The organism is Carnobacterium alterfunditum DSM 5972, from assembly GCF_000744115.1.
In the GTDB taxonomy this organism is placed as follows: Bacteria; Bacillota; Bacilli; order Lactobacillales; family Carnobacteriaceae; genus Carnobacterium_B; species Carnobacterium_B alterfunditum.
Genome location: NZ_JQLG01000004.1, coordinates 2,021,339 through 2,046,199, shown reverse-complemented (window position 1 = coordinate 2,046,199; position 24,861 = coordinate 2,021,339). Strand labels below are relative to the sequence as shown.

Annotated in this window: 21 protein-coding genes; 5 read left to right on the top strand and 16 right to left on the bottom strand. The window is 34.6% G+C overall.

Translation table 11 applies throughout. The features are described from left to right. Nucleotides 1-2 precede the first annotated feature (2 nt). The 6 genes from BR50_RS10105 to BR50_RS10075 all read right to left on the bottom strand — a co-directional run bounded on the left by BR50_RS10105 (nucleotide 3) and on the right by BR50_RS10075 (nucleotide 6,719). On the bottom strand, nucleotides 3-1,145 hold the full coding sequence (locus tag BR50_RS10105; protein WP_034548408.1) for an FtsW/RodA/SpoVE family cell cycle protein: 1,143 nt from the start codon (nucleotides 1,143-1,145) through the stop codon (nucleotides 3-5). A gap of 172 nt (nucleotides 1,146-1,317) precedes the next feature. Further along, complete coding sequence (locus tag BR50_RS10100; protein ID WP_034547732.1) at nucleotides 1,318-2,277, bottom strand: IS30 family transposase; 960 nt, start codon at nucleotides 2,275-2,277, stop codon at nucleotides 1,318-1,320. A gap of 185 nt (nucleotides 2,278-2,462) precedes the next feature. Beyond that, nucleotides 2,463-4,304: a translational GTPase TypA gene (typA, locus tag BR50_RS10095; protein WP_034548407.1), complete on the bottom strand. Its 1,842-nt coding sequence runs from the start codon at nucleotides 4,302-4,304 to the stop codon at nucleotides 2,463-2,465. A 325-nt stretch (nucleotides 4,305-4,629) separates the two neighbouring features. Further along, nucleotides 4,630-5,415 (bottom strand): inositol monophosphatase family protein, encoded by a 786-nt coding sequence (locus tag BR50_RS10085; RefSeq protein ID WP_034548403.1) that lies wholly within the window; start codon nucleotides 5,413-5,415, stop codon nucleotides 4,630-4,632. A gap of 68 nt (nucleotides 5,416-5,483) precedes the next feature. Further along, nucleotides 5,484-5,765: a UPF0223 family protein gene (locus tag BR50_RS10080; protein WP_034548400.1), complete on the bottom strand. Its 282-nt coding sequence runs from the start codon at nucleotides 5,763-5,765 to the stop codon at nucleotides 5,484-5,486. A gap of 15 nt (nucleotides 5,766-5,780) precedes the next feature. After that, nucleotides 5,781-6,719, bottom strand: coding sequence for a lactate/malate family dehydrogenase (locus BR50_RS10075; RefSeq protein WP_034548399.1), 939 nt, complete (start codon nucleotides 6,717-6,719; stop codon nucleotides 5,781-5,783). A gap of 284 nt (nucleotides 6,720-7,003) precedes the next feature. On the opposite strand from BR50_RS10075, the gene BR50_RS10065 reads away from it, so the two are divergent. Continuing rightward, a protein-coding gene (locus BR50_RS10065; RefSeq protein WP_245792780.1) for an IS3 family transposase occupies nucleotides 7,004-8,325 on the top strand; the annotation gives its coding sequence in 2 pieces (ribosomal slippage) (nucleotides 7,004-7,396 and nucleotides 7,399-8,325; 1,320 coding nt in all). Nucleotides 8,326-8,440: 115 nt separating this feature from the next. Then, nucleotides 8,441-9,760: an ISL3 family transposase gene (locus BR50_RS10060; protein WP_034546213.1), complete on the top strand. Its 1,320-nt coding sequence runs from the start codon at nucleotides 8,441-8,443 to the stop codon at nucleotides 9,758-9,760. A 206-nt stretch (nucleotides 9,761-9,966) separates the two neighbouring features. Here the strand turns inward: BR50_RS10060 and lpdA are convergent, their stop codons facing one another. From lpdA to gdhA, 5 genes are all read right to left on the bottom strand, one after another. Continuing rightward, complete coding sequence (gene lpdA, locus BR50_RS10055; RefSeq protein WP_034548398.1) at nucleotides 9,967-11,373, bottom strand: dihydrolipoyl dehydrogenase; 1,407 nt, start codon at nucleotides 11,371-11,373, stop codon at nucleotides 9,967-9,969. A 12-nt stretch (nucleotides 11,374-11,385) separates the two neighbouring features. Then, nucleotides 11,386-13,002: a 2-oxo acid dehydrogenase subunit E2 gene (locus BR50_RS10050; protein ID WP_034548397.1), complete on the bottom strand. Its 1,617-nt coding sequence runs from the start codon at nucleotides 13,000-13,002 to the stop codon at nucleotides 11,386-11,388. A gap of 128 nt (nucleotides 13,003-13,130) precedes the next feature. Continuing rightward, nucleotides 13,131-14,108, bottom strand: a complete 978-nt coding sequence (locus tag BR50_RS10045; RefSeq protein ID WP_034548395.1) for an alpha-ketoacid dehydrogenase subunit beta — start codon at nucleotides 14,106-14,108, stop codon at nucleotides 13,131-13,133. Between the two features lie 2 nt (nucleotides 14,109-14,110). Next, nucleotides 14,111-15,220 carry a pyruvate dehydrogenase (acetyl-transferring) E1 component subunit alpha gene (gene pdhA, locus BR50_RS10040; RefSeq protein WP_034548393.1) on the bottom strand — a complete coding sequence of 370 codons (1,110 nt, stop codon included), beginning with the start codon at nucleotides 15,218-15,220 and terminating at the stop codon, nucleotides 14,111-14,113. A gap of 549 nt (nucleotides 15,221-15,769) precedes the next feature. After that, nucleotides 15,770-17,116, bottom strand: a complete 1,347-nt coding sequence (gene gdhA, locus BR50_RS10035; protein ID WP_034548391.1) for an NADP-specific glutamate dehydrogenase — start codon at nucleotides 17,114-17,116, stop codon at nucleotides 15,770-15,772. A gap of 213 nt (nucleotides 17,117-17,329) precedes the next feature. On the opposite strand from gdhA, the gene def reads away from it, so the two are divergent. Beyond that, a complete protein-coding gene (gene def, locus BR50_RS10030; RefSeq protein WP_034548388.1) occupies nucleotides 17,330-17,893 on the top strand; it encodes a peptide deformylase in 564 nt (187 codons plus the stop codon). Nucleotides 17,894-18,060: 167 nt separating this feature from the next. Beyond that, nucleotides 18,061-18,363 (top strand): hypothetical protein, encoded by a 303-nt coding sequence (locus BR50_RS10025; protein ID WP_051905789.1) that lies wholly within the window; start codon nucleotides 18,061-18,063, stop codon nucleotides 18,361-18,363. 732 nt (nucleotides 18,364-19,095) lie between these two features. Here the strand turns inward: BR50_RS10025 and BR50_RS10020 are convergent. The 5 genes from BR50_RS10020 to BR50_RS10005 all read right to left on the bottom strand — a co-directional run bounded on the left by BR50_RS10020 (nucleotide 19,096) and on the right by BR50_RS10005 (nucleotide 23,628). After that, nucleotides 19,096-19,725, bottom strand: coding sequence for a hypothetical protein (locus BR50_RS10020; RefSeq protein ID WP_034548386.1), 630 nt, complete (start codon nucleotides 19,723-19,725; stop codon nucleotides 19,096-19,098). Nucleotides 19,726-21,069: 1,344 nt separating this feature from the next. Further along, nucleotides 21,070-21,216, bottom strand: a complete 147-nt coding sequence (locus BR50_RS12795) for a hypothetical protein (RefSeq protein ID WP_156097508.1) — start codon at nucleotides 21,214-21,216, stop codon at nucleotides 21,070-21,072. Nucleotides 21,217-21,257: 41 nt separating this feature from the next. Continuing rightward, on the bottom strand, nucleotides 21,258-21,917 hold the full coding sequence (locus BR50_RS10015; RefSeq protein WP_034548384.1) for a hypothetical protein: 660 nt from the start codon (nucleotides 21,915-21,917) through the stop codon (nucleotides 21,258-21,260). Then, on the bottom strand, nucleotides 21,914-22,873 hold the full coding sequence (locus BR50_RS10010; RefSeq protein ID WP_034545409.1) for an IS30 family transposase: 960 nt from the start codon (nucleotides 22,871-22,873) through the stop codon (nucleotides 21,914-21,916). The genes BR50_RS10015 and BR50_RS10010 overlap by 4 nt, the downstream gene beginning before the upstream one ends. Before the next feature lie 38 nt (nucleotides 22,874-22,911). Further along, nucleotides 22,912-23,628, bottom strand: a complete 717-nt coding sequence (locus tag BR50_RS10005) for a hypothetical protein (protein WP_051905788.1) — start codon at nucleotides 23,626-23,628, stop codon at nucleotides 22,912-22,914. 327 nt (nucleotides 23,629-23,955) lie between these two features. Between BR50_RS10005 and BR50_RS10000 the strand changes: the two genes are divergently transcribed. Continuing rightward, on the top strand, nucleotides 23,956-24,780 hold the full coding sequence (locus BR50_RS10000; protein ID WP_051905787.1) for a tyrosine-type recombinase/integrase: 825 nt from the start codon (nucleotides 23,956-23,958) through the stop codon (nucleotides 24,778-24,780). Nucleotides 24,781-24,861: the final 81 nt, after the last annotated feature.

Here is a 24,861-nt window from a genome sequence, read left to right as displayed (position 1 = left end):
TCCTAATTATCGTTTTTTTTATCCGCTGCGCTAACATTTAAAACTAAGCCAATAGAAATAGTCAGCACGATCGTACTTGATCCTCCGTAGCTGATAAAAGGAAAGGTTACTCCAGTTATAGGCATCAAACCTATAACTCCGCCCAGATTAACAAGTCCTTGGACTAATAACATAGTTGCGATCCCTATACAAATCAACGCTCCAAATGAATCTTTTGCTCTAATGCCGACTAAATAGATCCGTAAAATCAATAGACCAAATAAACCAACAATGACCAGTATACCGAGCAATCCCATCTCTTCACCAATTATAGACATGATAAAGTCTGTATACGGCTCAGGAAGATAACCCGTTTTCTGGATGCTCTCTCCGATTCCTACTCCGAAGAGTCCTCCACGTCTTAAAGCATAATATGAATTTACTAATTGAAGTCCCGCACTTTCAGAAACAGCAAACGGATCCCAAAAAGCTAAGAAACGATCGTATTGGTATTTTTCTATTAATGGCAAACTCATGCCAAACGTACGTACAAGAGCAAGTATGCCCCCTATTAAAGCGATTCCTATTGTTCCAACAGCTGCTGCTAATTTTGTTGAAACGCCACTTGCTAAAATCATAATAGTTCCAGTAACAAGTAATATGGCAGCTCCACCTACATCAGGTTGCAAGAGAATCAATAACAAATAAAATCCGAAAAGTGTTAATGGTGGAGTAACGGTCTCCTTAAAATTATGCACTAACTGATTTTGCTTCTTTGAAAAAATATAAGCAAAATACCAAATAACGACTATTTTTGCAAACTCAGCCGGTTGGAACCCAAAACCCAAAATAAATATCCACCCTTTTGCTCCATTTGTGACTTTCCCAAAAAAGAACAAGTAAAGAAGCAGTAGTGCGACCAAACCACTAGCAACTATTAAAAAGCGTTTATTTTTCAATAATTTATATTTGAATAAAAAAACAACCATACTAGTGACTAAACCCAGAAAGACAAAAAATGCTTGTCTGATAAAATAACGTTGGGAGTCATCGTACTGGCTAATGGCAATATAACTACTAGCGCTGTAGACCATTAAGATCCCTATTATGGATAAAACTAAATAAGGAATAAAGATATAATAATCTAGGTATTTGAATTTTTTCATATTTACGGCTAGAAGAAGCCTTTAGCCTCCTTTATTCTCTAATTTTATTCGTGTTGACAAATTATTTAGTCTTCTTAAACTAATGATTATTTTCGCAACACTGTTATTATAGCAACAAAATATCTATCCAACAATAACAAAGGGTGGTAATTTAATTTAATAATCTGATTTGTCAAATTAAGCTATACAAACTATCTTCATCCATATAACTCATAAAAACTTCCAACGGTGTTTGGTAATTTAGTGACTTCCTTGGAATGTTATTTCGTTTGTGTGCAACAGATGATACGAAAGTCTGGTCAACTTCGTTGAAATCCATTTTTTTTGGCAATCCATCTTTTCGAAGAAGTCCATTAGAATTCTCATTTAAAGCTCGTTGTGAAGGCGTTCCAGGATCAGCGAAGTAAATAGCGACATCATGTTGGTTGCACAAAGATTTCCAGTTGGAAAACTCCTTTCCGCAATCAAACGTAATGGATTTGAATAAATTTTTTGGTATGGCTTGGAACCATTGATTCATGGCATTCTCAATGTCGCAGGCTTTACGCCCTTTGGGCTTTAAGGTAATGATAGCTTTTGATAAAATCTCTACTAGAGTAATAACCGCACTTTTGTGGTGAACACCTACAATGGTATCTCCTTCGATATGACCAAACTCTTCTTTAAATGTGGGATAGTCTATTATTCTTTCAGAGATATTTCGTTTATAAGCTTGTCTACCTCTACGTTCTTGATGTCCGTTAGGTTTTCTTTTCCCTTTCATCGGGAGTGTAACTTCATCGAATATTCTTTCTTTAAACTGCCTATAAAGTGTTCGTACGGAACAGTCTATTGTCATTTCTTTACGGCCAATAATGACATCCGGCGTCCAGCCCTCAGCTACTTTTCGCTTGATATAAAGCTGTTGTTCTTTTGGTAAATCAATTTTTTTGCGTCCACACTGTTTCTTGTTTTTTTTATACCGTAGGTAATGGTCGAAAGCTGTGTGTCCTGCTTTGAAGAACCTGATAACATTATTAATCGGTGTACGAGTACGATTCAAGTAAGTAGCTATTTTAGCAACTGGAACACCTTGGTGGTAATAAGCTTCTATCATCACTAGTTCATCCATGGTAATATGGGTATAGGTCATTCGTGATCACTCCTTGTTTTCTGTGGTTGGAAATACAATTAGAGTGTATCACGAATGGCTTTTTTATTTGTATAGCTTAATCTTACAATCGACGTAACTTATTTAATGAAGGCTTTCTATAAAAAAAGACAGATTTCCAAAAATGATTTACACATTTTTGGAAATCTGTCTTTTTAATTTTAGATTTAGATTTGTGAAGATTTGTTTTTCTTAGCTGATCTTTCACGTTCACTTTTGTTTAATACTTGTTTACGTAAACGAACACTTTCAGGAGTGATTTCACAATACTCATCATCTGTTATAAATTCTAATGATTCTTCAAGTGTTAAATGACGAGGTGCTTTAATTACGTTAGTTTGGTCTTTATTAGCAGAACGAACGTTAGTTTTTTGTTTAGCTTTCGTGATATTTACAGTAATATCATTATCACGAGCGTTTTCTCCAACGATCATACCTTCATAAATTTCAGTACCTGGTTCGATAAAGATTACTCCACGATCTTCAACACCCATGATACCATAAGTTGTTGTTTTACCAGTTTCAGTTGAAACTAATGCCCCATTACGACGTCCACCAATTTTAGTTTTCAAACGTGGCAAGTATTGATCAAATGTATGGTTCATAATTCCATATCCACGAGTCATTGAAAGGAATTCTGTAGAATAACCGATCAATCCACGGGCTGGAGCTAGGAAAGTCAATTTAACTTGACCATTCCCGTTATTGACCATATCTTTCATTTCTCCCTTACGAGCACTTAGAGATTCAATAATTGAACCCATGTATTCTTCAGGAGTATCGATTTGAACTAATTCAAATGGTTCACATTGAACACCATTAAAGTCTCTCAAGATAACTTCTGGACGAGAAACTTGCAATTCATAACCTTCGCGACGCATGTTTTCGATAAGAATTGCCAAATGTAATTCTCCACGTCCTGAAACGATCCAGGCATCTGGAGAATCAGTATTTTCAATACGTAATGAAACATCCGTATGCAATTCAGACATTAAGCGTTCTTCAATTTTACGTGAAGTCACCCATTTACCTTCGCGACCCGCGAAAGGAGAATTGTTTACTAAGAAAGTCATTTGCAATGTTGGTTCGTCGATGTGAAGAATTGGTAATGGATCAACGTGATCCACTGGTGTTACGGTTTCTCCAACAAAGATATCTTCCATACCCGAAACAGCAATTAAATCTCCTGCTTTAGCTTCTTGGATCTCAACACGATCTAAACCAAAGAATCCTAAAAGTTTTGTTACACGGAAGTTTTTAGTTGAACCATCTAATTTACTTAAAGTTACAGCATCTCCAACTTTAATTGTTCCACGGAATACACGTCCGATACCAATACGTCCAACATAATCATTGTAATCTAATAATGATACTTGGAATTGTAAAGGTTCGTCAGAGTTATCGATTGGAGCAGGGATTTCTGAAAGAATCGTATCAAATATATAGTTCATTGTTGGTTCTTGATCATTTTTATCATCTGATAAACTAGATGTTCCATTCATTGCTGAAGCATAGATAACTGGAAAGTCTAATTGATCATCATTAGCACCTAATTCAATAAATAATTCTAATACTTCGTCAACTACTTCTGCTGGACGAGCTGAATCTTTATCAATTTTGTTTACAACAACAATAGGAACACAATTTTGCTCCAAAGCTTTTTTCAATACGAATCGTGTTTGTGGCATTGTTCCTTCATAAGAATCGACAACTAAAATAACTCCATCTACCATTTTCATGATACGTTCAACTTCTCCACCAAAGTCAGCATGTCCTGGTGTATCCAAGATATTGATATTAGTATTTTGGTATCTAACAGCAGTATTTTTAGCTAAGATCGTGATTCCACGTTCTTGCTCTAATGCATTTGAATCCATTGCACGTTCTGATAATTGACTATGTCCTTCTAATGTATCTGATTGCTTTAGTAATTCATCAACTAGGGTTGTTTTACCGTGGTCGACATGGGCAATAATAGCTATATTTCTAAGATTTTCTCTTCTTTTCATTAATGTATTCCTCCAAGATTCTTCTAGTTATTTCAATGCTACTGAATCGCTATCTACGAATAAAAATTTGTCCAATACCTTTTTTTTTGCACTTGAACTATCCATAAGTTTTTTTGCAATTATTTGATGAAAACGCATTGAAAACTTATGAAGACAACTATCAACTTATCTATTCTAACACTTATAGAAGCATTTGGAAAGAAAAAAGAGAAGATAAAGGTATTTTTTTATTGAAAGCGATTTATTTATTACATGTTTCACATCTACATTTAGTAGGTGATTATCCACATAAATTGAGTAGCTGAGTAAATTTTTTCTAATTATTCTATATTTTTTGGCTTTTCAAAAGTTCGATAATTTCTTTATGAGCTGTAGGAGAAGCAACTAGCACAGGGGTTTTTTGTAACAAATCAACCTTATCTCCATTTAGCTTTGTATAGATCAATCCAACTTCTTCAGCAATTATTTTGCCTGCAGCAATATCCCAAGGAGCTAAAGTTGCTGCCAAGTAACCAATCAATCTTCCTGAAGCAACATGAGCTGTTTCAATACCTGCAGAACCAATTAAACGAACGCCAGAACTCGCTCTGCCAACCGTTCTAGCTAGCCCTTCTTCTTTTGACATGAGAGCACTGCTAATAGCCACCAGACCTTCTTTTAAAGGTCTATCTTCAATAGTAGGAAGCAGTCTTTTATTGCAGTAAGCTCCCTTACCAGTTCGAGCAGAATATAATTTATCTTGCATAACATCATAAATATATCCTAATTGACCTTTGCCATCTTCATAAATAGCTATCATAATGGCAAAATCATCCTGCTGTTTAACAAAATTCAAGGTTCCATCGATGGGGTCTATGATCCACACTACGCCATCTAAAAGAGAAATCTCATCTCCAAGCCCTTCTTCTCCTAAGATACGTTCTCCAGGGAAAAAGTGTTGGATTTTTTCAATGAACTGCTTTTCGATAGCTTTATCCATATTTGTAACTAGATCATTTCGATTTGATTTTCGTTCGATATCTAATTCATCATCGAATGATTCTTTTATTGTCGCAGCAGCAGCATAAATCCATTTTCTTATTAATTGATCTCTTTCTGTAAACCGATCCAAAAGAATTCACTTCCTTTCAAAAATAATTTTGATGTAACTTATCAGGAAAAGAATCATTTATAAATAGCTTATCTTTCGCCCAAGTGGATCTTTTTTTTAGTCGTTGTTTTGGCTTCTTTTACTACACGATAGAGAGAGTAATCTGAAAGTGCTTCAAATTTATTTCCCCATCTCTTCTCTTCACCGATAGCAGGAATAACTTTTTTAAACTTCTTATACTTCATTAAAAATTCTTCTCGATCAATTTCTTTTTCATAAGCTAATTCTACCATACGCCAAACATTTACTACATCTTCCATTTGTTCTTTTGTCCAATCATAATCAATTGGATAACTATAATTTTTTTCCATTTCATCCTCCATATTTTACCCTTGTTCTATCCAGTCTAACTGACTCCTGATCTCTTTTGCAATCATCAATAATTTTTTTTGCTCTGTTTCAGAAAAGTTCAATCCACTAATTTGCCTGACTCCATTTTCTCCCAATAAAACAGGTATCGATAAAGGTATATCTTTTATTTCTTCTATATCCATAAGATGGACGAGTGGAACAACAGCTTTTTCATCTGTTATAATATATTGTACGAGTTTGAGTACTGCTGTCGCCGTCGTTACCGTTAAATCACTATTTTCATTTATTTGGTCCTGTTTACTCAGCTTCTCTTCAATTTCAAATATATTCTCTTGGCTAGTAGCGGTATTTGGATCCATCATTAATCCCAACAATGAATTCCCCCCAATGCTTGAACGACTCCAAGCTGCAGATTTATGCAGCGGATCCCTTCCTCCAATAATATAACCTTTAACATCGCAAAAAGAAACATCCAATGTTTCACTCAATAGTTTTTGGAAATAGATCGTATCGATATAAGTCCCTATCCCAAAAATTTTATATTTGGGCAAACCGGAAAATTTCCATACTAAGTATGTAAATAAATCATTCAACTCATTAGCAACTAAAATTAGTCCCATGAACCCTGAAGCCATAGCTTGATTAACGATTTTTCGTACCAATAAAATATTTCTCCTAATATAATCTGATTCCTGTTCATTTTCAAGTTTTGGCTCTCTAGCAGTCAAAATTAAAATTTCAGCATCTGCATAATCTTTTTCAGTACCGATTTTTAGATTGCTCATAGAAAACAATTTGGAAGCATACTGCAAATCATCTATTTTATTGTCTTGCTGAGTTGAGGATGGAATCAAATAGACTTCTTTTAACTGTAAAGTGGCCATACTCAATAAACAAATCTGATAGGCCAAGTCATCAGATCCGACTACTATTATTTTTTTTTCGCTTTTCATTTGTTTTCCCCCAAGTGTCGTGCATGCTTACTTCTTTTTTTTTATTCATTACTTTATTTACTAACACCTTGACAACCCTAGTATAACAAAATGGATCGTTCAAGTGGCTATTATTATGTTGCATTTATCAGTATTTTTTCAAAATTAAAAAGAGCTTCTCATTCTAAAATGGACCCTATAGAATGGACACCAAAAAAAGGTGCTCTCTATAGGGTCTATTTTTGTATACTGATATAAAGAAGAATAGGTTAATACTTGCACTTCGTGCAGAAAGGAGCGGATAAATGTCAAAATTAACATTTACACCAGAACAAATTCAAATTTTAAAAGCAAACCCATACGTTAAAAATGTATCGGAGAAAAGTATTACTTATTCCGATGAGTTTAAACGCTACTTTGTTTCAGAATCATTGGGTTCAAAAACGGCTAAGCAACTATTTATTGAAGCTGGATTTGATCCGGAAATGATTGGTAAAAGTAGGATAAGATCATTCGCTGGTAAATGGCGAAAAAGATACCGTGATAATGGTGTTTTGGCATTGAAAGATACACGACAAGATTGTTCAGGCAGACCTCGAAAAACACCATTAACACTTGAACAACAAATTGAAAAGTTACAGGCCAAAATCCTATTATTAGGACAAGAAAATGACTTGTTAAAAAATCAGAATGGAGCGAAAGGAGGCCAGAAAACAGCGAAAAGATTAGCAGAATCTTTTCAAGGATCCATGAAATGAAAACCAAGGGTTCCTATACAGGAACCCTCATAGATGCCTGTAAAGCGTTGGGTGTTTCTCGTTCAGGTTACTACAATTATGTTAAAAGTTTAGACAGTAGAAATGCACGTGATGAGGAAGATCAAGTCTGGAGAACTCAAATTGAAGAAGCTTATAACTACCGTGGTTACGAGAAAGGTTCTCGAAGTATCGTAATGTACTTCCTAAACGTTCTGGGCATTACCGTCAATCGTAAAAAAGTACAGCGCCTGATGAGGAAATTTAATATCTTCTGTCCTATTCGTAAAGCAAACCCCTATAAAAGAATGGCAAAAGCCACCAAAGAACACAGCACTGTTGAGAACAAGTTGAAACGTCAGTTTGATCAAGGAATAGCCCATAAAGTTTTATTAACAGATATCACTTATTTACCTGGAACCGGCGGGTTTATAGGTTATTTATCAACTGTAAAAGATGGAACAACGAAAGAAATTCTAGCTCACTATGTGTCTGACAGTTTAAAACTTGATCTTTCATTAACAACGGTTGATTTATTAATGAGTGCCCATAGCACAACGCTACATAAAGATGCCTTTATCCATTCAGATCAGGGAGTCCATTACACCAGCCCTAAATTCCATAAGAAATTGGCTGATAATCAGTTAGGGCAATCCATGTCCAGAAGAGGGAACTGTTGGGATAACGCTCCACAAGAGTCGTTCTTTGGACATTTGAAAGATGAAATAGAGTATAAAGATTGTGGGAATTTGGAAGAACTTCGAGCAATTGTGACTGATTATATGGACTATTACAACAATGAACGTGGACAATGGAATCTGAAAAAACTGCCCCCTGTTCATTACAGGGAGCAGCTTTTATTGGCTGTATAATTTTTGGTGTGGATGAAGAAATTCATTCGCACCTATTTTTTTATAAAAAAATAGAAACAAATGAATTTTCCAGTTAGAATAAAGTCACGACAACCCACTAGAAAGGAAAATTCATATGTCTCATAATAATTGTATCCGAACTGCACTTGATTTAAAAGATAAAAATATCTTTTTTGATGAAAAATTTTGCGAGGAGAAACGAATCAAAGGGTTCAGATCAAAAGTTTTCTATGCCACTTTAACGTACAAACCCACTCACTGTGAGTGTTGTGGGATGAAGAACCACGCCTACTCTATTGTAAAGAATGGGTATTTAACCTCTAGGGTTAAATGGGTCAGTTCGACTCATTATGCAACGTCTATTCGATTAAAGAAGCAGCGGTTTCTTTGTAGAGCATGCGGTGTTACCTTTGTTGCACGTTCTCCTGAAATTGAAGAAGGTTGCTTCATCGCTAAACGGGTCAAACAGTCTATCGCGGTTGAATTAGCCGACACTATTTCTATAAAAGACCTGTCTAAACGGCATTTTGTTTCTCCTACCACTGTAGACAGAGTCTTGAAACAACTCAATCAGTCTGTTAAAAATACCTTCAAATCCTTGCCGCAACACCTCTCTTTCGATGAATTTCAATCCGTTAAAAACGTCGAAGGAAAAATGAGCTTTATTTATTCGAATGCAGACACACATGAACCAATCGATATCTTGCCAACTCGGCTGCTACTAGCTTTACGCCGTCACTTTCTTCGCTATCCCTATAAGACGAGGATGAACGTAAAAACGATTGTCGTAGACATGAACGCGGCCTACTTTACATTAGTTAAAGATCTCTTTCCTAATGCTAAAGTGATCATTGACCGTTTCCATATCGTTCAGTTGATATCACGCTCGTTGAATCAAACCAGAGTTCAAACAATGAAACAATTCCATACCTCTAATTCAGAAGATTTAAAGAATTACAGAAAATTTAAAAGGTACTGGCAACTCCTGTTAAAGGATTCAGACGACTTAAATTTTAAGGATTACCGCTATCAACGACTCTTTAAAAAACCTTTACCGAATACAGAAATCATCGACTACCTACTTACGCTCGACGAGACTCTTAAAGCGACGTATGATTTGTATCAAAATCTTCTTTATTATTCTAAAAAAAATGACTATAAAGGGTTTAAAAACCTTGTACTTAAGGCTTCTCCTAAAGAGTTATCTCCTTTTATGCAGACTGCCCTTAAAACCCTGCGTAAACACTTGCCTAGGATAAAACATACTTTTATGTATCCCTATTCTAACGGTGCTTTAGAAGGGTCAATCAATAAAATAAAAGTCATCAAACGGGTTGCTTATGGTTATCGGAATTTTCAGAACTTTAGATGTCGTATTTTGATTAGTTTTAAAGCAAAAAAAAGCAGCGCGAGAAGATTCTCTCACGCTGCTTAAACAAGACGTTATTTCCAACTAAATTTAGCTCATCCACACCATTTGACGTAGAGCCCTTTTATTGAGTGTTTCATGAGGTCTCTTTTTTAAAATGTCCTTGACACAGGGTCCATTTCAATCCGTTTAGAATGAGAAGCTCTTTTTCAGTACGGACACATCCTAACTGGAACAATTAAGATGACTACCAAATAGCGTAGCTTTTTTTATTACATATGAATTGGTAAACCTAATGCTAACTCAGCAGCATCCATAGAAACTTCAGCTAAAGATGGGTGAGCATGAATAGTTGAAGCAATATCTTCTGCAACCATTCCAGATTCAACTGCCAAAGCAAGTTCAGCAATAACATCACTAGCACTAACACCAGCGATTTGTGCTCCTACAAGAACACCATCAGCTTTAGTTGTAACTAGGCGAACAAAACCTTCTGTAGCATTTAATGACAATGCGCGGCCATTTCCAGCTAATGGGAATTTAGATGTTTTTACATCTAATCCTTTTTCCTTAGCATCTGCAGCAGTTAACCCTACAACAGCTAATTCAGGATCTGTAAATGCAACAGCAGGCATAGCTCTATAATCGATTGCTACTTTTTTACCAGAAATTGCTTCTGCAGCAATTTTTGCTTCATAGCTAGCTTTATGAGCTAAAGCTGCTCCTGGAGTAATATCTCCGATTGCATAAATGTTTTTAACATTTGTACGACCTTGTGCATCAACTTTAACTAAACCACGGTCATTAAGTTCAATACCAGCTAATTCCAAGCCCATTTCATCAGTATTTGGACGACGACCAACTGTTACCATTACATAATCAGCTTCAATTGTCTTTTCTTCGCCTTTAACTTCATAAGTGACAGAAACGCCGTTTTCAGTTTCAACAGCTTGTTTAGCCATAGCACCGTTTTCGATCGTAACATTTTTCTTTTCAAAGTTATCTTTTACTAATTTGACCATATCTTTTTCAAATGTTGGTAAAATAGATGGCGCAAATTCAAGAATTGTTACTTCAGCTCCTAAGTTTGCGTAAGCTCCAGCTAATTCACTTCCGATATAACCGCCACCAACAACAATAAGTTTTTTGGGAACCTCTGGTAAAGCTAATCCACCAGTTGAGTCAATTACACGTTTACCGAATTTAAATCCTTTAATTTCGATAGGACGGCTACCAGTTGCAACGATTGCATTTTTAAATGAATACGTTTGAGCAGCTACTTCAGTCATTACACGTAAAGTATGTTCATCATTGAAGTAAGCTTCACCACGAAGAATCTCTACTTTATTTTTTTTCAATAGGCCTTCAACACCCTTTGTTAGAGTTGATACGACTTTATTGTTTTTCCATTCTTGAGTTTTAGCAAAATCTAAAACTACATTTTCAGCGGTTACTCCGAAAACAGATGAGTCCAAAGCTTCTTGATAGTGGTGACCAGCACTGATTAATGCTTTCGAAGGAATACATCCAACGTTTAAACAAACTCCACCTATATATTCTTTTTCTATGATTGCTACTTTTTGTCCCATTTGGGCAGCGCGAATGGCTGCTACATATCCTCCTGGACCAGAACCGATAACAACTGTGTCTAACTCTATTGCGAAATCTCCTACTACCATTTTAAATCCACCTTACCCTTCCATTAATAATAATTCTGGATCAGCAAGCAATGCTTTTAATTCGTTCATTGCTTTTTGTGCAGTTGCTCCATCAATGATACGGTGGTCAAAACTTAATGACAGTTGCATAACTGGTGCTACAACAATTTCGTCATCTGCATTAACAATTGCTTTTTTAGCGATACGACCAACACCTAAAATAGCAACTTCAGGATAGTTGATTACTGGAGTAAACCAGCCGCCACCGATTGAACCGATATTACTGATTGAGATTGAACCATTGCTCATTTCATTAGGTGCTAATTTACCTTCTGTAGCTTTGCCGGAAAGTTCAGTAATTTCACCAGCAATAGAGAAAATACTCTTAGCATCAGCATCTTTGATAACTGGTACGAATAATCCGCGATCAGTATCTGTAGCGATACCAATGTTGAAGTAATGTTTGTAAACAACTTCGTTAGTTGAATCGTCAATTGAAGCATTCATTGCAGGATATTTACGCAATACTGAAACGATAGCTTTAACAACATACGGCAAGAATGTTAATTTAACGCCTTTGCCAGCTGCAATATCTTTAAAGTGTTTACGGTGAGCCATCAATTTAGTTGAATCTACTTCATCAAACAAAGTCACATGTGGAGCGGTTGCTTTGCTGTTCACCATTGCTTTAGCGATAGCTTTACGCATTGGAGTCATTGCTTCACGAGTTTCAAGTTCAGCTTGATTAGATTTGAACGCTTTAGCTGGTGCTGCTTCTTTCTTAGCTGCTGGAGCCTTAGCTTTAGCTTCAGATACTTTTTCAGTTGGTGCAGCTGCGGGTGCTTTTCCGCCAGTACTCATGAAGTTTTCAATATCTTCTTTTGTTGTACGACCATTTTTTCCAGTTGCAGCAACTTGAGTAATATCTACATCGTTTTCACGAGCAAATTGACGAACTGATGGCATTGCTAGAACATTTTCGTTTGAAGCAGGCGCTACAGTAGAACCTGCTGCTGCTGGAGCTGCTGCTGGTTCAGCAACGGGTGCTGTACCTTCAGTGTTATGTCCTGGAGAGTCAATTTCTAATAATGCTTGACCTACCAAAGCAACTGTTCCTTCTTCAACTAATATTTTTTTGATTGTTCCTGAAACAGGTGTTGCAATTTCTTCTACAGATTTATCGTTTTGGATTTCTGCAACAGAATCTTCTTCATTAACTGTATCGCCGACGGCTACTAACCATTTTACGATTTCGCCTTCTGCCATTCCTTCGCCAACATCTGGCATTTTGAATTGGTAGAAAGAAGTTCCTGATGAAGCTTTTGGCGTTGCAGGAGTTGCTGCCGCTGGAGTCGCTGCTGGAGCTGCTGGTGAAGTAGCTGGAATTGATTCTTCTTCATCCTCTTCATGTCCTGGAGCATCGATTTCAACAATAACTTGTCCAACTGTTGCTACGGTTCCTTCTTCAACCATGATTTTTTTGATTGTTCCTGAAACAGGTGATGCAATTTCTTCTACAGATTTGTCGTTTTGGATTTCTACGATTGAATCTTCTTCTTCAACTGTATCGCCTTCAGCTACTAACCATTTTACGATTTCGCCTTCTGCCATTCCTTCGCCAACATCTGGTAATTTAAATTTAAATGCCATTTTTTATATCTTCCCTTCTTTAATTAGCTATTCTTTCTGGAAATGGTTCTCAGTTTTTAACACATAAGAAGAAACAAATACAATAATTTTTGTAAAATCATTGTATTTGCTATTTCACTTTGAATAGATTAGAAATTATAAGTTGCTTTTACTTTTTCAGCAATATCAGTTGCATTTGGCAACCAAGAATTTTCTGCTAAACCAAATGGGAAAACTGTATCAGGTGCAGCAACACGCCCGATTGGAGCTTTTAATGAAAGGATAGCACGTTCAGAGATTTCTGACATAACCATAGCCCCAACACCAGCTTGACGTTGTGCTTCTTGAACAACTACAACGCGCCCAGTTTTTTCAACAGAAGCTATAATTGTTTCAATATCTAAAGGAGAAATAGTTCTTAAGTCAACAATTTCAACAGAGATTCCTTCTTTTTCAAGTTCGTCAGCTGCTTTGATTGCTTCGCGAACCATAGCTCCGTAAGTGATAACAGAAACATCTGTACCTTCGCGAGTAATAGCTGCTTTTCCAAGAGGAACAGTGTAAGATTCTTCCGGAACTTCATCACGGAATGAACGATATAGTTTCATGTGTTCCATGAAGACAACTGGATCATTGTCGCGTAAAGCAGAGGTCAATAAGCCCTTTGCATCATATGGGTTTGATGGAACTACTACTTTGATACCTGGAGATTGAGTAAGTAGACCTTCAAGGTTATCTGAGTGCATTTCCGGAGTATGAACGCCACCACCAAATGGTGTGCGAATAGTAATAGGCATGTTACGAGTACTACTCATACGGTAACGAGTACGTGCTGCTTGTCCTACGATCGAGTCTAATACTTCAAATAAGAATCCAATAAACTGAATTTCTGGAACAGGACGGAAACCTTCTAAAGCAAGCCCAATAGCTAATCCACCAATGGCTGATTCAGAAAGGGGTGTATCTGAAACACGTTCTTCGCCGTATTTTTCTTGAAGACCAGCAGTTGCACGGAACACACCGCCATTTTTACCTACATCTTCACCGAAAATCAAAATATCTTGATCGCGTTCCATTTCTTGGTCAAGCGCTTCAGTAATCGCTTCGATCATTGTTTTTTGTGCCATGTTTATTTACTCTCCTTTGCTTCGAAAGTTGCAATTTGTTCAGCGATAACTTGAGTTGGTGTTTCGTACATATTTTTCAAGAAATCGGAAACTTTTTGTTTTGGTGCTTGATCTGCTTCTGTAACAGATGCTTTAATTTCTTCTTTAGTTTTTTCAATTAATTGATTTTCTTTTTCTTCTGACCATAAGCCTTTTTCAGTTAAGAAATTACGATAACGAATCAACGGATCACGTTGTTCCCAATAATCAAAACTTTCTTGGTCACGGTAACGTGTTGGGTCATCCCCTGATGTAGAGTGAGGACCAAAACGAGAAGTGATCGTTTCAATTAATACAGGACCGTTTCCAGCTACTGCCCAATCTCTTGCTTGTTTAGTAACAGCATACACAGCTAAAGCATCCATACCATCTACTTGAATTCCTGGAATTCCTGCAGCAACAGCTTTTTGAGCTAACGTTGTAGCAGCTGTTTGTTTATGGCGAGGTGTTGAGATCGCATAACCATTATTTTGAATAAAGAATACTACAGGAGCTTTGTAAGCACCAGCATAGTTCAATCCTTCGTAGAAATCTCCTTGAGATGAACCGCCATCACCAGTATAAGTGAATGCCACGTTTTGTTTGCCACGTTTTTTCAAACCAATACCCACACCCATTGCTTGGATGATTTGAGCACCAATAATGATCTGCGGTGGTAAAGCATTTAAATCTTCAGGGTATTCATTCCCTAAAGAATGCCCACGAGACCATAAAAATGCTTTTGAAACTGGCAATCCGTGTTGGATAAGTTGAGGAATATCACGGTATCCTGGTAATAATACATCTTCTTTTACGAATGCATAATGACTAGCTAATTGAGAAGCTTCTTGCCCAGCTGTTGGAGCGTAGAAACCTAAGCGTCCTTGACGAGCTAAAGCCATTGAACGTTCATGTAAGATTCTAGACCAAACCATTTTTTCCATTATTTCAACTAGTTGATCGTCAGATAAATCAGGCATGATGTCTTTGTTTACAACTTTACCGTCCTTATCTAAGATTTGTACCATTGGGAAAGCCGCATCAATGGTGCTTAACAATGCTTCAAAATCTACTGGTTGTTTTTTGTTAACCATGTATAACCCATTCCTCTCTCTATAACCATATTGTTTTTTTAAAATTCTGTTTTGTACACCTCTAAAACTGTATTACTCAGAATTTTTTACACTTTAAATTTAACACGCTTTCAAATTAGATGCAAGTAAACTCTACATCAAACCTTTTAAAAGCAACTAACGTACTTAAATTCACCCTATTTTTATCTATGACGGCGTTCCTGAGTGTGAAGTTATTCACTAACCATTTTAAAAATTCTTTGTTATATAGCACTTTTTTTTATAATTTTTTTTTGTGAAAAAACTCTATTTCTCTTTCTTTAACTGTTATATAATTTATTCAAAACTGTACTAATTTAAATTAAATGTGTTTTCTTTTTTTTGAATAAGATCTATTTCACAAAAAAATTATTTTTTGATTAGAATTAGCTGACTTTTACTTTTTCTGTCTTTTTCTTCCTAAAATCACATTTTTATTTTATAAAAAAGCAAAATACGACCGATAAAAACAATATTGTTTTCAAAAAACCTAAAAAAGAGAACCCAAATCAATGGATTCTCTTTTTAATCTTAAATAACGCCTTGACTCATCATAGCTTTTGCAACTTTTGTGAAACCAGCAATATTAGCTCCTGCTACAAAATCACCATTTAAATCATATGACTTAGCTGTATCTCTTATTTCTTTATAGATGTTTTTCATAATTTTTTTCAATTCTTCATCAACTTCTTCAAATGTCCAATTTAGTCTTTGGCTATTTTGACTCATTTCTAAAGCTGAGACAGCTACTCCTCCTGCATTAGCAGCTTTTGCTGGTCCATAAACAATGCCGGCTTTTTGGAATTCTTTAATTGCTTCTAAATTACATGGCATGTTTGCCCCTTCAGCGACGGCCCATACTCCTTGGCTAATCATTTTTCGGGCTGTTGGTCCATTAATTTCATTTTGAGTAGCACATGGAAGTGCGATAGTATATTTTTTTTCTAAATCCCAGATACTTCCGGTTTCGTATACTGCATTTGGACGATCATTAAGGTATTCTGAAATTCTGCTTCTTCCGACCTCTTTAACTTTCTTAACAATATCTAAATCAATTCCTTCAGCATCGTAAATATAGCCATCAGAGTCCGAACAAGCAATAACGGTCCCGCCAAATTCTTGAACTTTCTCAATCGCATAGATTGCTACATTTCCGCTACCTGAAACAACTACTTTTTGATTTTTGAAAGATTTGCCGATATCATCTAACATTTCTTTAGTGAAGTAAACTAGTCCATAACCAGTTGCTTCTGTTCGTGCTAAACTACCACCTAAGAAAATTGGTTTTCCAGTCAAGATTCCTGCTTGAAAGCCATTTAATTTTTTATATTGTCCAAATAAAAAGCCGATTTCACGTGCTCCTACACCGATATCACCAGCTGGAACGTCGATATCTGGTCCTATGTGTCGTTGCAGTTCTGTCATGAAGCTTTGGCAAAAACGCATAACTTCATCATCGGATTTACCCTTAGGATCAAAGTCGCTGCCGCCTTTACCGCCACCAATTGGCAATCCCGTCAAACTATTTTTAAAAATTTGCTCAAATCCTAAAAATTTCACAATACTTTGCGTAACTGATGGGTGGAAACGTAGTCCTCCTTTATAAGGTCCTATAGCAGAATTGTATTGAACTCTGTAACCACGGTTTACATTCACTGCACCTTGATCATCTGCCCAAGGAACTCTAAATTGAATAATTCTTTCTGGTTCTACTAAACGTTCTAATATATTCTTTTCAATTAATTCTGGTTGTGCTGCGAAGACTGGTTCGATGGTCCCAAAAAATTCTTTTACTGCTTGTAAATATTCCGGTTGGTCTGGGTCCCGTTTTGAAACTTTAGCATAGACCTCATTAATGTAATTTTTTGCATCTACCATATTTTAATCTCCTCAAAATTTCGATTTAAAACTAATTTCTATTTCATGCTCACCATTATCTCATAATCTATATACAAAAAAAAGTTTTATTTAGTATTTTTATACCTCGTGCAAATTGGTGAGTTTACTGATAAAATAAATAAGAAGAAATAGATAACTAATTTTTCTTATTTAGAAAGTTACTATATGAAATATCATTAGGAGTGAACATTTATGATTACGATGAAAGACATTATCAAAGAAGGCCATCCTACTTTAAGAATGGTGGCTAAAGAACTAACTTTACCGATCAGTGATGAAGAAAAACAATTAGGAAAAGATATGCTGCAGTTTCTTAAAAATAGCCAAGACCCAGAAATTGCTGAAGAGTACAACTTAAGAGCTGGAGTGGGCCTTGCAGCACCGCAATTAGATATTTCAAAGCGCATGATTGCTGTTCATATCCCAGGTATCGAAGAAGAAACCGACGAACCAATCATCAGTACTGTTATGGTCAACCCAAAAATTATCAGCCATTCTGTTCAGAGTGCTTGTTTAACTGAAGGAGAGGGTTGCTTATCTGTTGATCGTGAAGTCCCAGGTTATGTCCCTCGTCACAGTCGGATCACAATTACTTACTTTGACTTAGAGGGCAATGCTCATAAAATGCGTTTAAAAAACTATCAAGCAATTGTTATTCAACATGAAATCGATCATATCAACGGGATCATGTTTTACGATCATATCAATGTGGATCAGCCTTTTAAAATCGACGATGATGTGAAGATTCTTTCGTAACAGTAGAAAAACACTATTCTCTTTAAAAGATGTAACCTTTAAAAGCTAAAAAAACAGTTTTTGGGTGTTACATCAAATTAAAGGGGATTTTTTATTTGAGTCCACCTATCTTATTTTAAAAATATAATTGTGGTATTATTAAAATAGAAACACAAGGGGGTCAAGATATGAATGAAGTAATGAAAGAATACTTAATGACTTTGAACAAAGTAGTTGATGCTACACCAATTGAAAAACTGTCTACAGATGATATCTTTGAAATCAATTCATTTCATGCTCAAAATGTTTACATGCTTGTTGCAGATGACAGCTATTTCTTGGACATTAGAGCAAATCATTTTGTTGTTGAAGAAGGTTTTTCTGAAAATATGGTAGGAACTGCTTATTTGATCTCAGCTAACCATAAAGGAATCAGAATGCAAACATTATTAATAAACAGTACATTAATTTCATTTGGACAAACTCGTTAAACTAGTATCTAGCCTAAATAAACTAGTTTTACATAAAAAAGCTCCTAACTCTTAATTGAGATAGGAGCTTTTGCTCATTAATGAAGAATAATCAGACATTTCATAGATTTCAACCTCTTTTCGAGAATTGATTACTGATCCAGAGGCGCTTGTCTTATTTATTGATTCTACGTCAAATGGCGTGGATGCTTCAAACCAAAATTTCTTTTGGAATAACGGATTTGCTTGTGGAGAGCCATGGGAACGCCTGAAGCCTAAAGAGAAAGGTGAGTAATTTAATTGCTTTATCAACACTAAAAATTATAGGCTTGATTTATTCTAGCAAATTTACACATATGATCAGTAGCTTCTTCCAGCTTCTCGTCTATGAATCAAAATTTAATATGCTTTTCTCAATAACTCCGGCAACCATCTGCAGAGATAAAGGTTATTAATAAAAATAAAATAAGTCGTTAAAACGTCTTAAAGATACTGTTTTATCCACGTTTTAGCGACTTATCATAAATTACAGTATGGAATCTACGAGTTTAGAATAGTGGTATTTAACCGATTTTAAACACTAACAAATATAAGGCTATATGATAGAAGAAACTATTTAACTTACTAATCAGTCACAACCGTTTAGAAACAAATAGACGTGCAAGTAGAAGTAGACGTGAAATATTCCACGGAGAACGTGGCTACAAGGTTTAAAGCTGCTCAATGGAGTGGCTTTTTATTTTGTCTACTATTTTAAAGTGACTCGAATTCAACTGTAGGATCATTTTTATAAAAAGTTATTTCTACTTTATAACCAAACGGATCTTTAACAGTGACTATTTTATCTTTAACATAATCAAAAAATTTATAAGGTCCACCTGTTAGTAATATTCGTACATTATGAAACGGGTATGTATACATGGACTTCTGCAAAGACTCAATGTTTTCTTGAGGAACTACTCCAATTAAATTACCTTTTAATAATACTTTTGCAGAGATCACTTCTCCAGATTCGATAGTATCTATTTCTAAATCATCTCCCGAATGACAAAAGGCTATATATTTAAAAATTTTCTCTCCATTCATTTCTTCAATAGTATCATTTTTGTATCCAAAATATGGTTCATAGCCTGATCCAGCTTTTATGATTGTTGATACCTTTTTGTTTACTACATCTTCATTGGTAGATACTTCATCAAATTCAATGGTAAATCTATCAACTGGTTTTATAGACTCTAAATATATTCTTTTCTTATTCTCTTCTTTTTCTATTTTTTCTTGAATTTCTCGTTCTTTTTTCTTTTTAACATTTGAAACTATGGTTACAACAACTCCATAAATAAGAAAACAAATAATCATCCAAACGATCATAAATGCCGCCATGTTCAATCCTCCTATTTTTTTAATATCAGTATATCATAGTATTTCTATCAATTTATAACATTCGTAATATAACATTCTTTTATCAAAAATGGATAGTAGTTTCTCCATAATTAAAATTAAAACTAAAGAAATTCTAAGTTAGAAATAAAAAAACTTGTTTCATAATTAAAACCATTTATTTAATAGCTATCTTTTGAATGGTTGGAAAACTATTACTGTTACATGGTTTAAAAGCTCACATTAAGTTTTTAAAGCCTTTAGCCGTTGTTTAAGCATGTTTATCCACGCTTATTCTAACTACTCTTACACGCTCATTATTTCAGTTTGATTGACTGATTTTTTAGATTATAGTATATTTTACTAAAAAAACATCAGTAATTAAAGCAGCATAATTGTTCGTGTTTTTATCACTTTAAATTAGTTAGTTGTAAATATCCATTGAAATGGTCACTTTATCGGCTGTCTGCTTCATTGATTAGTTACCACTTTTACTACTTCGTTGCTATATTTATAACGGATTGTTTTATTATTTCGGCATCTGATTCGATTGTTATATTTACAACTGATTCAGCTATTTATATGCCATTTTATAAAGCTTGTTGAATAATAGTAAAACAATAAATATTGTATAGCTTAATGAATTTATGTATAGCTTTTAAAGCTAAATTAGTGCACTCTAAGACTGTTACTGTCTTACGTGGATAAACAGACAACTAGCCTATTAAATCCCTTGTAATCGTTGGTATGCCTGATAGATTGATAGCTTTAATCATATCATGGAAAGAGTAAAATATAAGTTATAGAACGTACTGCAATTCAGCCATTTATATAGTTATTCTGGATATGAAACCACCTGGAATTTTACCCTATTGATTAAATACCGTTATTTCTAACACTATAGATGAAACGTTTAGAAGTCGCCTGTTGCGTTACTATTGAGTTGTTTTAATTTGATCCATGACAACTATAAACGATGGTCATTTTCTTGATTTTACCATGCCATTTATCTACACAATTATTAAAGATGGTCGGATTGTGTTTCTAATATAGCTATGATATTTATCGACTGACTGCCAAAAACATAAAATTATATTCTATGCAGGTGTTACTTATTATTTATTTCAGCAACCTTGTTCCCACATCTGCTTAAAACCCTTTCATACTAGTATTTTAATGTGTGAGAAACGCATTCTAAGCGTGTTTCAAAAGCTTAATGACATAAGTATAGGCAAAAGGATTGCTAGAAGCTTTTAACAGTCATGTTTTACTTTTATAACCGCAAAAAAAAATAACCTCCAACCATATTACTGGTTAAAAGCTATCCCTCATTTTAAATCATTCTATTTACTTACGTTTCTTTGAAATCAATCGGCTGTGAATCTTGCCTTCTACTTCAATACTTTCTAATACTTTTCCTGCAAAATCTTCTTCAAAGATACTAATTTCATTGACTAGTCTTATTGTTCTAATCGAGCCTTTGCATTGTTCCATTTTCGACACATTTCTGTCATTAATTAGGTGCCTTATAGAGTCTACAATGGGCGAACAATTTTTTCTTCAATTGCTTTTTTATATTTTCCGAAAGAGTTTCGAATTTTTTTTTCGTTCTCATATGCTTCGCTGAACTTTATATTAAATATTTTTTGATATATTTTGAAATGCTCCTCCGAATGATTTCCTTTAAAATCATTGTATTCTTTAAAATTTTTATACCTATTTATGTATACGATAAAACTCTCCATATTTACACTTTCATCAAAATACGTATCATTAATTAATCCATATTTGTTATCATCATTATATATAAATTCATACATGGTTTTCATTAAAGTAAATTGCTTATCATCTAACTGATAATGCTCTATTGGTACTCTTTTTAAAAGATCAGGAGCAGAATTATCATGCATAACATTTATTCTTAAGTTGTTAAGTAAGTTTCCTATTAAAACAACTAAGACATCTGCTATTCGTATCCCCACATATTGACTGGAATCACATTCTTCTTCGATTAACTCAAAATTTAAATCTTCAAAATATTCTTTTTTTATACCTTCATCTAAAAATAAATTGTAGTTTGGTTTATCTTCACTTTCAACTATTTGTTCTGTCTGCCACAAATCTATTGCGAATGTTACTTTTCTCCAATCAAAATTATAGTTATCTGAAGGATTATTATTTATCTGATTTGTCAAATTAAGCTATACAAACTATCTTCATCCATATAACTCATAAAAACTTCCAACGGTGTTTGGTAATTTAGTGACTTCCTTGGAATGTTATTTCGTTTGTGTGCAACAGATGATACGAAAGTCTGGTCAACTTCGTTGAAATCCATTTTTTTTGGCAATCCATCTTTTCGAAGAAGTCCATTAGAATTCTCATTTAAAGCTCGTTGTGAAGGCGTTCCAGGATCAGCGAAGTAAATAGCGACATCATGTTGGTTGCACAAAGATTTCCAGTTGGAAAACTCCTTTCCGCAATCAAACGTAATGGATTTGAATAAATTTTTTGGTATGGCTTGGAACCATTGATTCATGGCATTCTCAATGTCGCAGGCTTTACGCCCTTTGGGCTTTAAGGTAATGATAGCTTTTGATAAAATCTCTACTAGAGTAATAACCGCACTTTTGTGGTGAACACCTACAATGGTATCTCCTTCGATATGACCAAACTCTTCTTTAAATGTGGGATAGTCTATTATTCTTTCAGAGATATTTCGTTTATAAGCTTGTCTACCTCTACGTTCTTGATGTCCGTTAGGTTTTCTTTTCCCTTTCATCGGGAGTGTAACTTCATCGAATATTCTTTCTTTAAACTGCCTATAAAGTGTTCGTACGGAACAGTCTATTGTCATTTCTTTACGGCCAATAATGACATCCGGCGTCCAGCCCTCAGCTACTTTTCCCTTGATATAAAGCTGTTGTTCTTTTGGTAAATCAATTTTTTTGCGTCCACACTGTTTCTTGTTTTTTTTATACCGTAGGTAATGGTCGAAAGCTGTGTGTCCTGCTTTGAAGAACCTGATAACATTATTAATCGGTGTACGAGTACGATTCAAGTAAGTAGCTATTTTAGCAACTGGAACACCTTGGTGGTAATAAGCTTCTATCATCACTAGTTCATCCATGGTAATATGGGTATAGGTCATTCGTGATCACTCCTTGTTTTCTGTGGTTGGAAATACAATTAGAGTGTATCACGAATGGCTTTTTTATTTGTATAGCTTAATCTTACAATCGACGTTATATAATTGTATTTTCTTATTATTTGAATTATGTATTTGTACTCATTTACCTGGCTTTCCATTCTTTTATTATTTACATTTTTATCGACTATTTCTTGCATGTGTGATTTTATAGCGTTAAGCAAGTCTTTAGTCCCTTCGAATTTATTTAGCAATTTGTTAATGACATTTTCGTTCGCTTCATTATTAGCGTACTTAGCAAGTGTGTACTGTACTCGAATTGCAGAATCTATAAATCTTTTAGAATCAAGTTCTAAAATCCAGTCACTCAGTCTGGCACTAACAATGACAGACATTTTACTGATGCTAAAAAATAAATTTTGAACACGATATTTTTTCAACATAGTAAGTAAGGAGTTATAAAAATCAAGCTCATTTACCTTCATACTTGCTACTCCGAATTTAAAATTCCCTTTTAAAATAGTTTTTCCTTTTAATTCGTCTAGTTTTAGCTTTGGACGAGTAGTCATGTATTTGTTTTCTAGTTCTATATAAGCTGCTTCAACTTTCGACATATTAGAAGATGGTATGGAGCAGATATTTGCAACGTACGAATGCATCTTATCATCTGCATACTTCAGTTTATTTTCAAAATCAAATGGTTCTGATATCCTAAAGCTTTCTTGAGGACCCTTTTCATCAATATAAACATTGTACATATTTGTCACTCCCTAATTTTTATTCTTTTATATCTATTTATAACTATAAAGTAAAAGAAGGCTTCTAAATTAAGAGAAACTTTATCCTATTTAATAAGTTATGACTTATATTAGAAAAGAGAAAATTAACTGCCCAATCTCTTTTCAGACTATATATTCACCACTTATAGATAATTGAATACTCTGTTACATATGCTATATATACATTGCTTCTTAGAAGTGCTTTAAAGCAATTTTAAATAAAATCATGGTTAAGTGATCCAACTAAGGGCATTGCTAAGCAGTTACTTCCTTAATTCTTAATTGTCATTGTATGGCCACTTATACATGGATAAGATCACGGTAGTATTCTGTCAAGAAGCTATAAATAAGTGGTATAAGAGTGTTCAAAAGTATAAAGCTATAAGCAACTATGCTTCACGCATATTTGATTATGCTATCACAATTGGCATATTAGAGAAAAATCCTGTTAAAAAGATTAGTATACCAATTAAGAAAGTAAACGTACAAGAAGATAAGGTTTTAAATTTTTATGATAAAGAAGAACTAACTCATTTCTTCGATTGTTTAAAAAAAGATGATGACCCTTTACAACTTGCACTATTTAGAACGTTAGCATTCTCTGGTGCACGTAAAGGCGAAATTTTAGCCCTGCAATGGCGTGATATCAATTTTACAGAGAACTACATTAAAATAAATAAAACTGTGACATTCGGATTAAATAACGTTTTAATCATACAAACTCCTAAGACAAAAACTTCTGTCCGTAGTATTTCAATGGATGCTCAAACAATGGCTATTCTTAAATCTTGGAAAAAAACACAAAAAGAAGATTACTTGAAGTTAGGTTTCAATACATTAAGCCCTACTCAATTAATTTTTCCTAGCACTAAAAATACCATTATGCAGCCACCTAAAGTTGGAAAATACCTTGATCGTATTATAGAAAAATACGGACTAAAGAGAATCACAACTCATGGGCTCAGACATAGCCATTGTTCAATACTATTTGAAGCTGGTGCTACAATTAAAGAAGTACAAGACAGACTAGGTCATTCAGATATTCATACCACCATGAACATCTACGCACATGTATCTAAAAAGGCTAAAGAAAACACTGCTGAAAAGTTCGCAAACTATTTAGATTTCTAACAATAGACGTGGAATTAGTCGTGAAATGAAAAAAACAGTCGTTAAAACGTCTTAAAGATACTGTTGTATCAACGTTTTAAC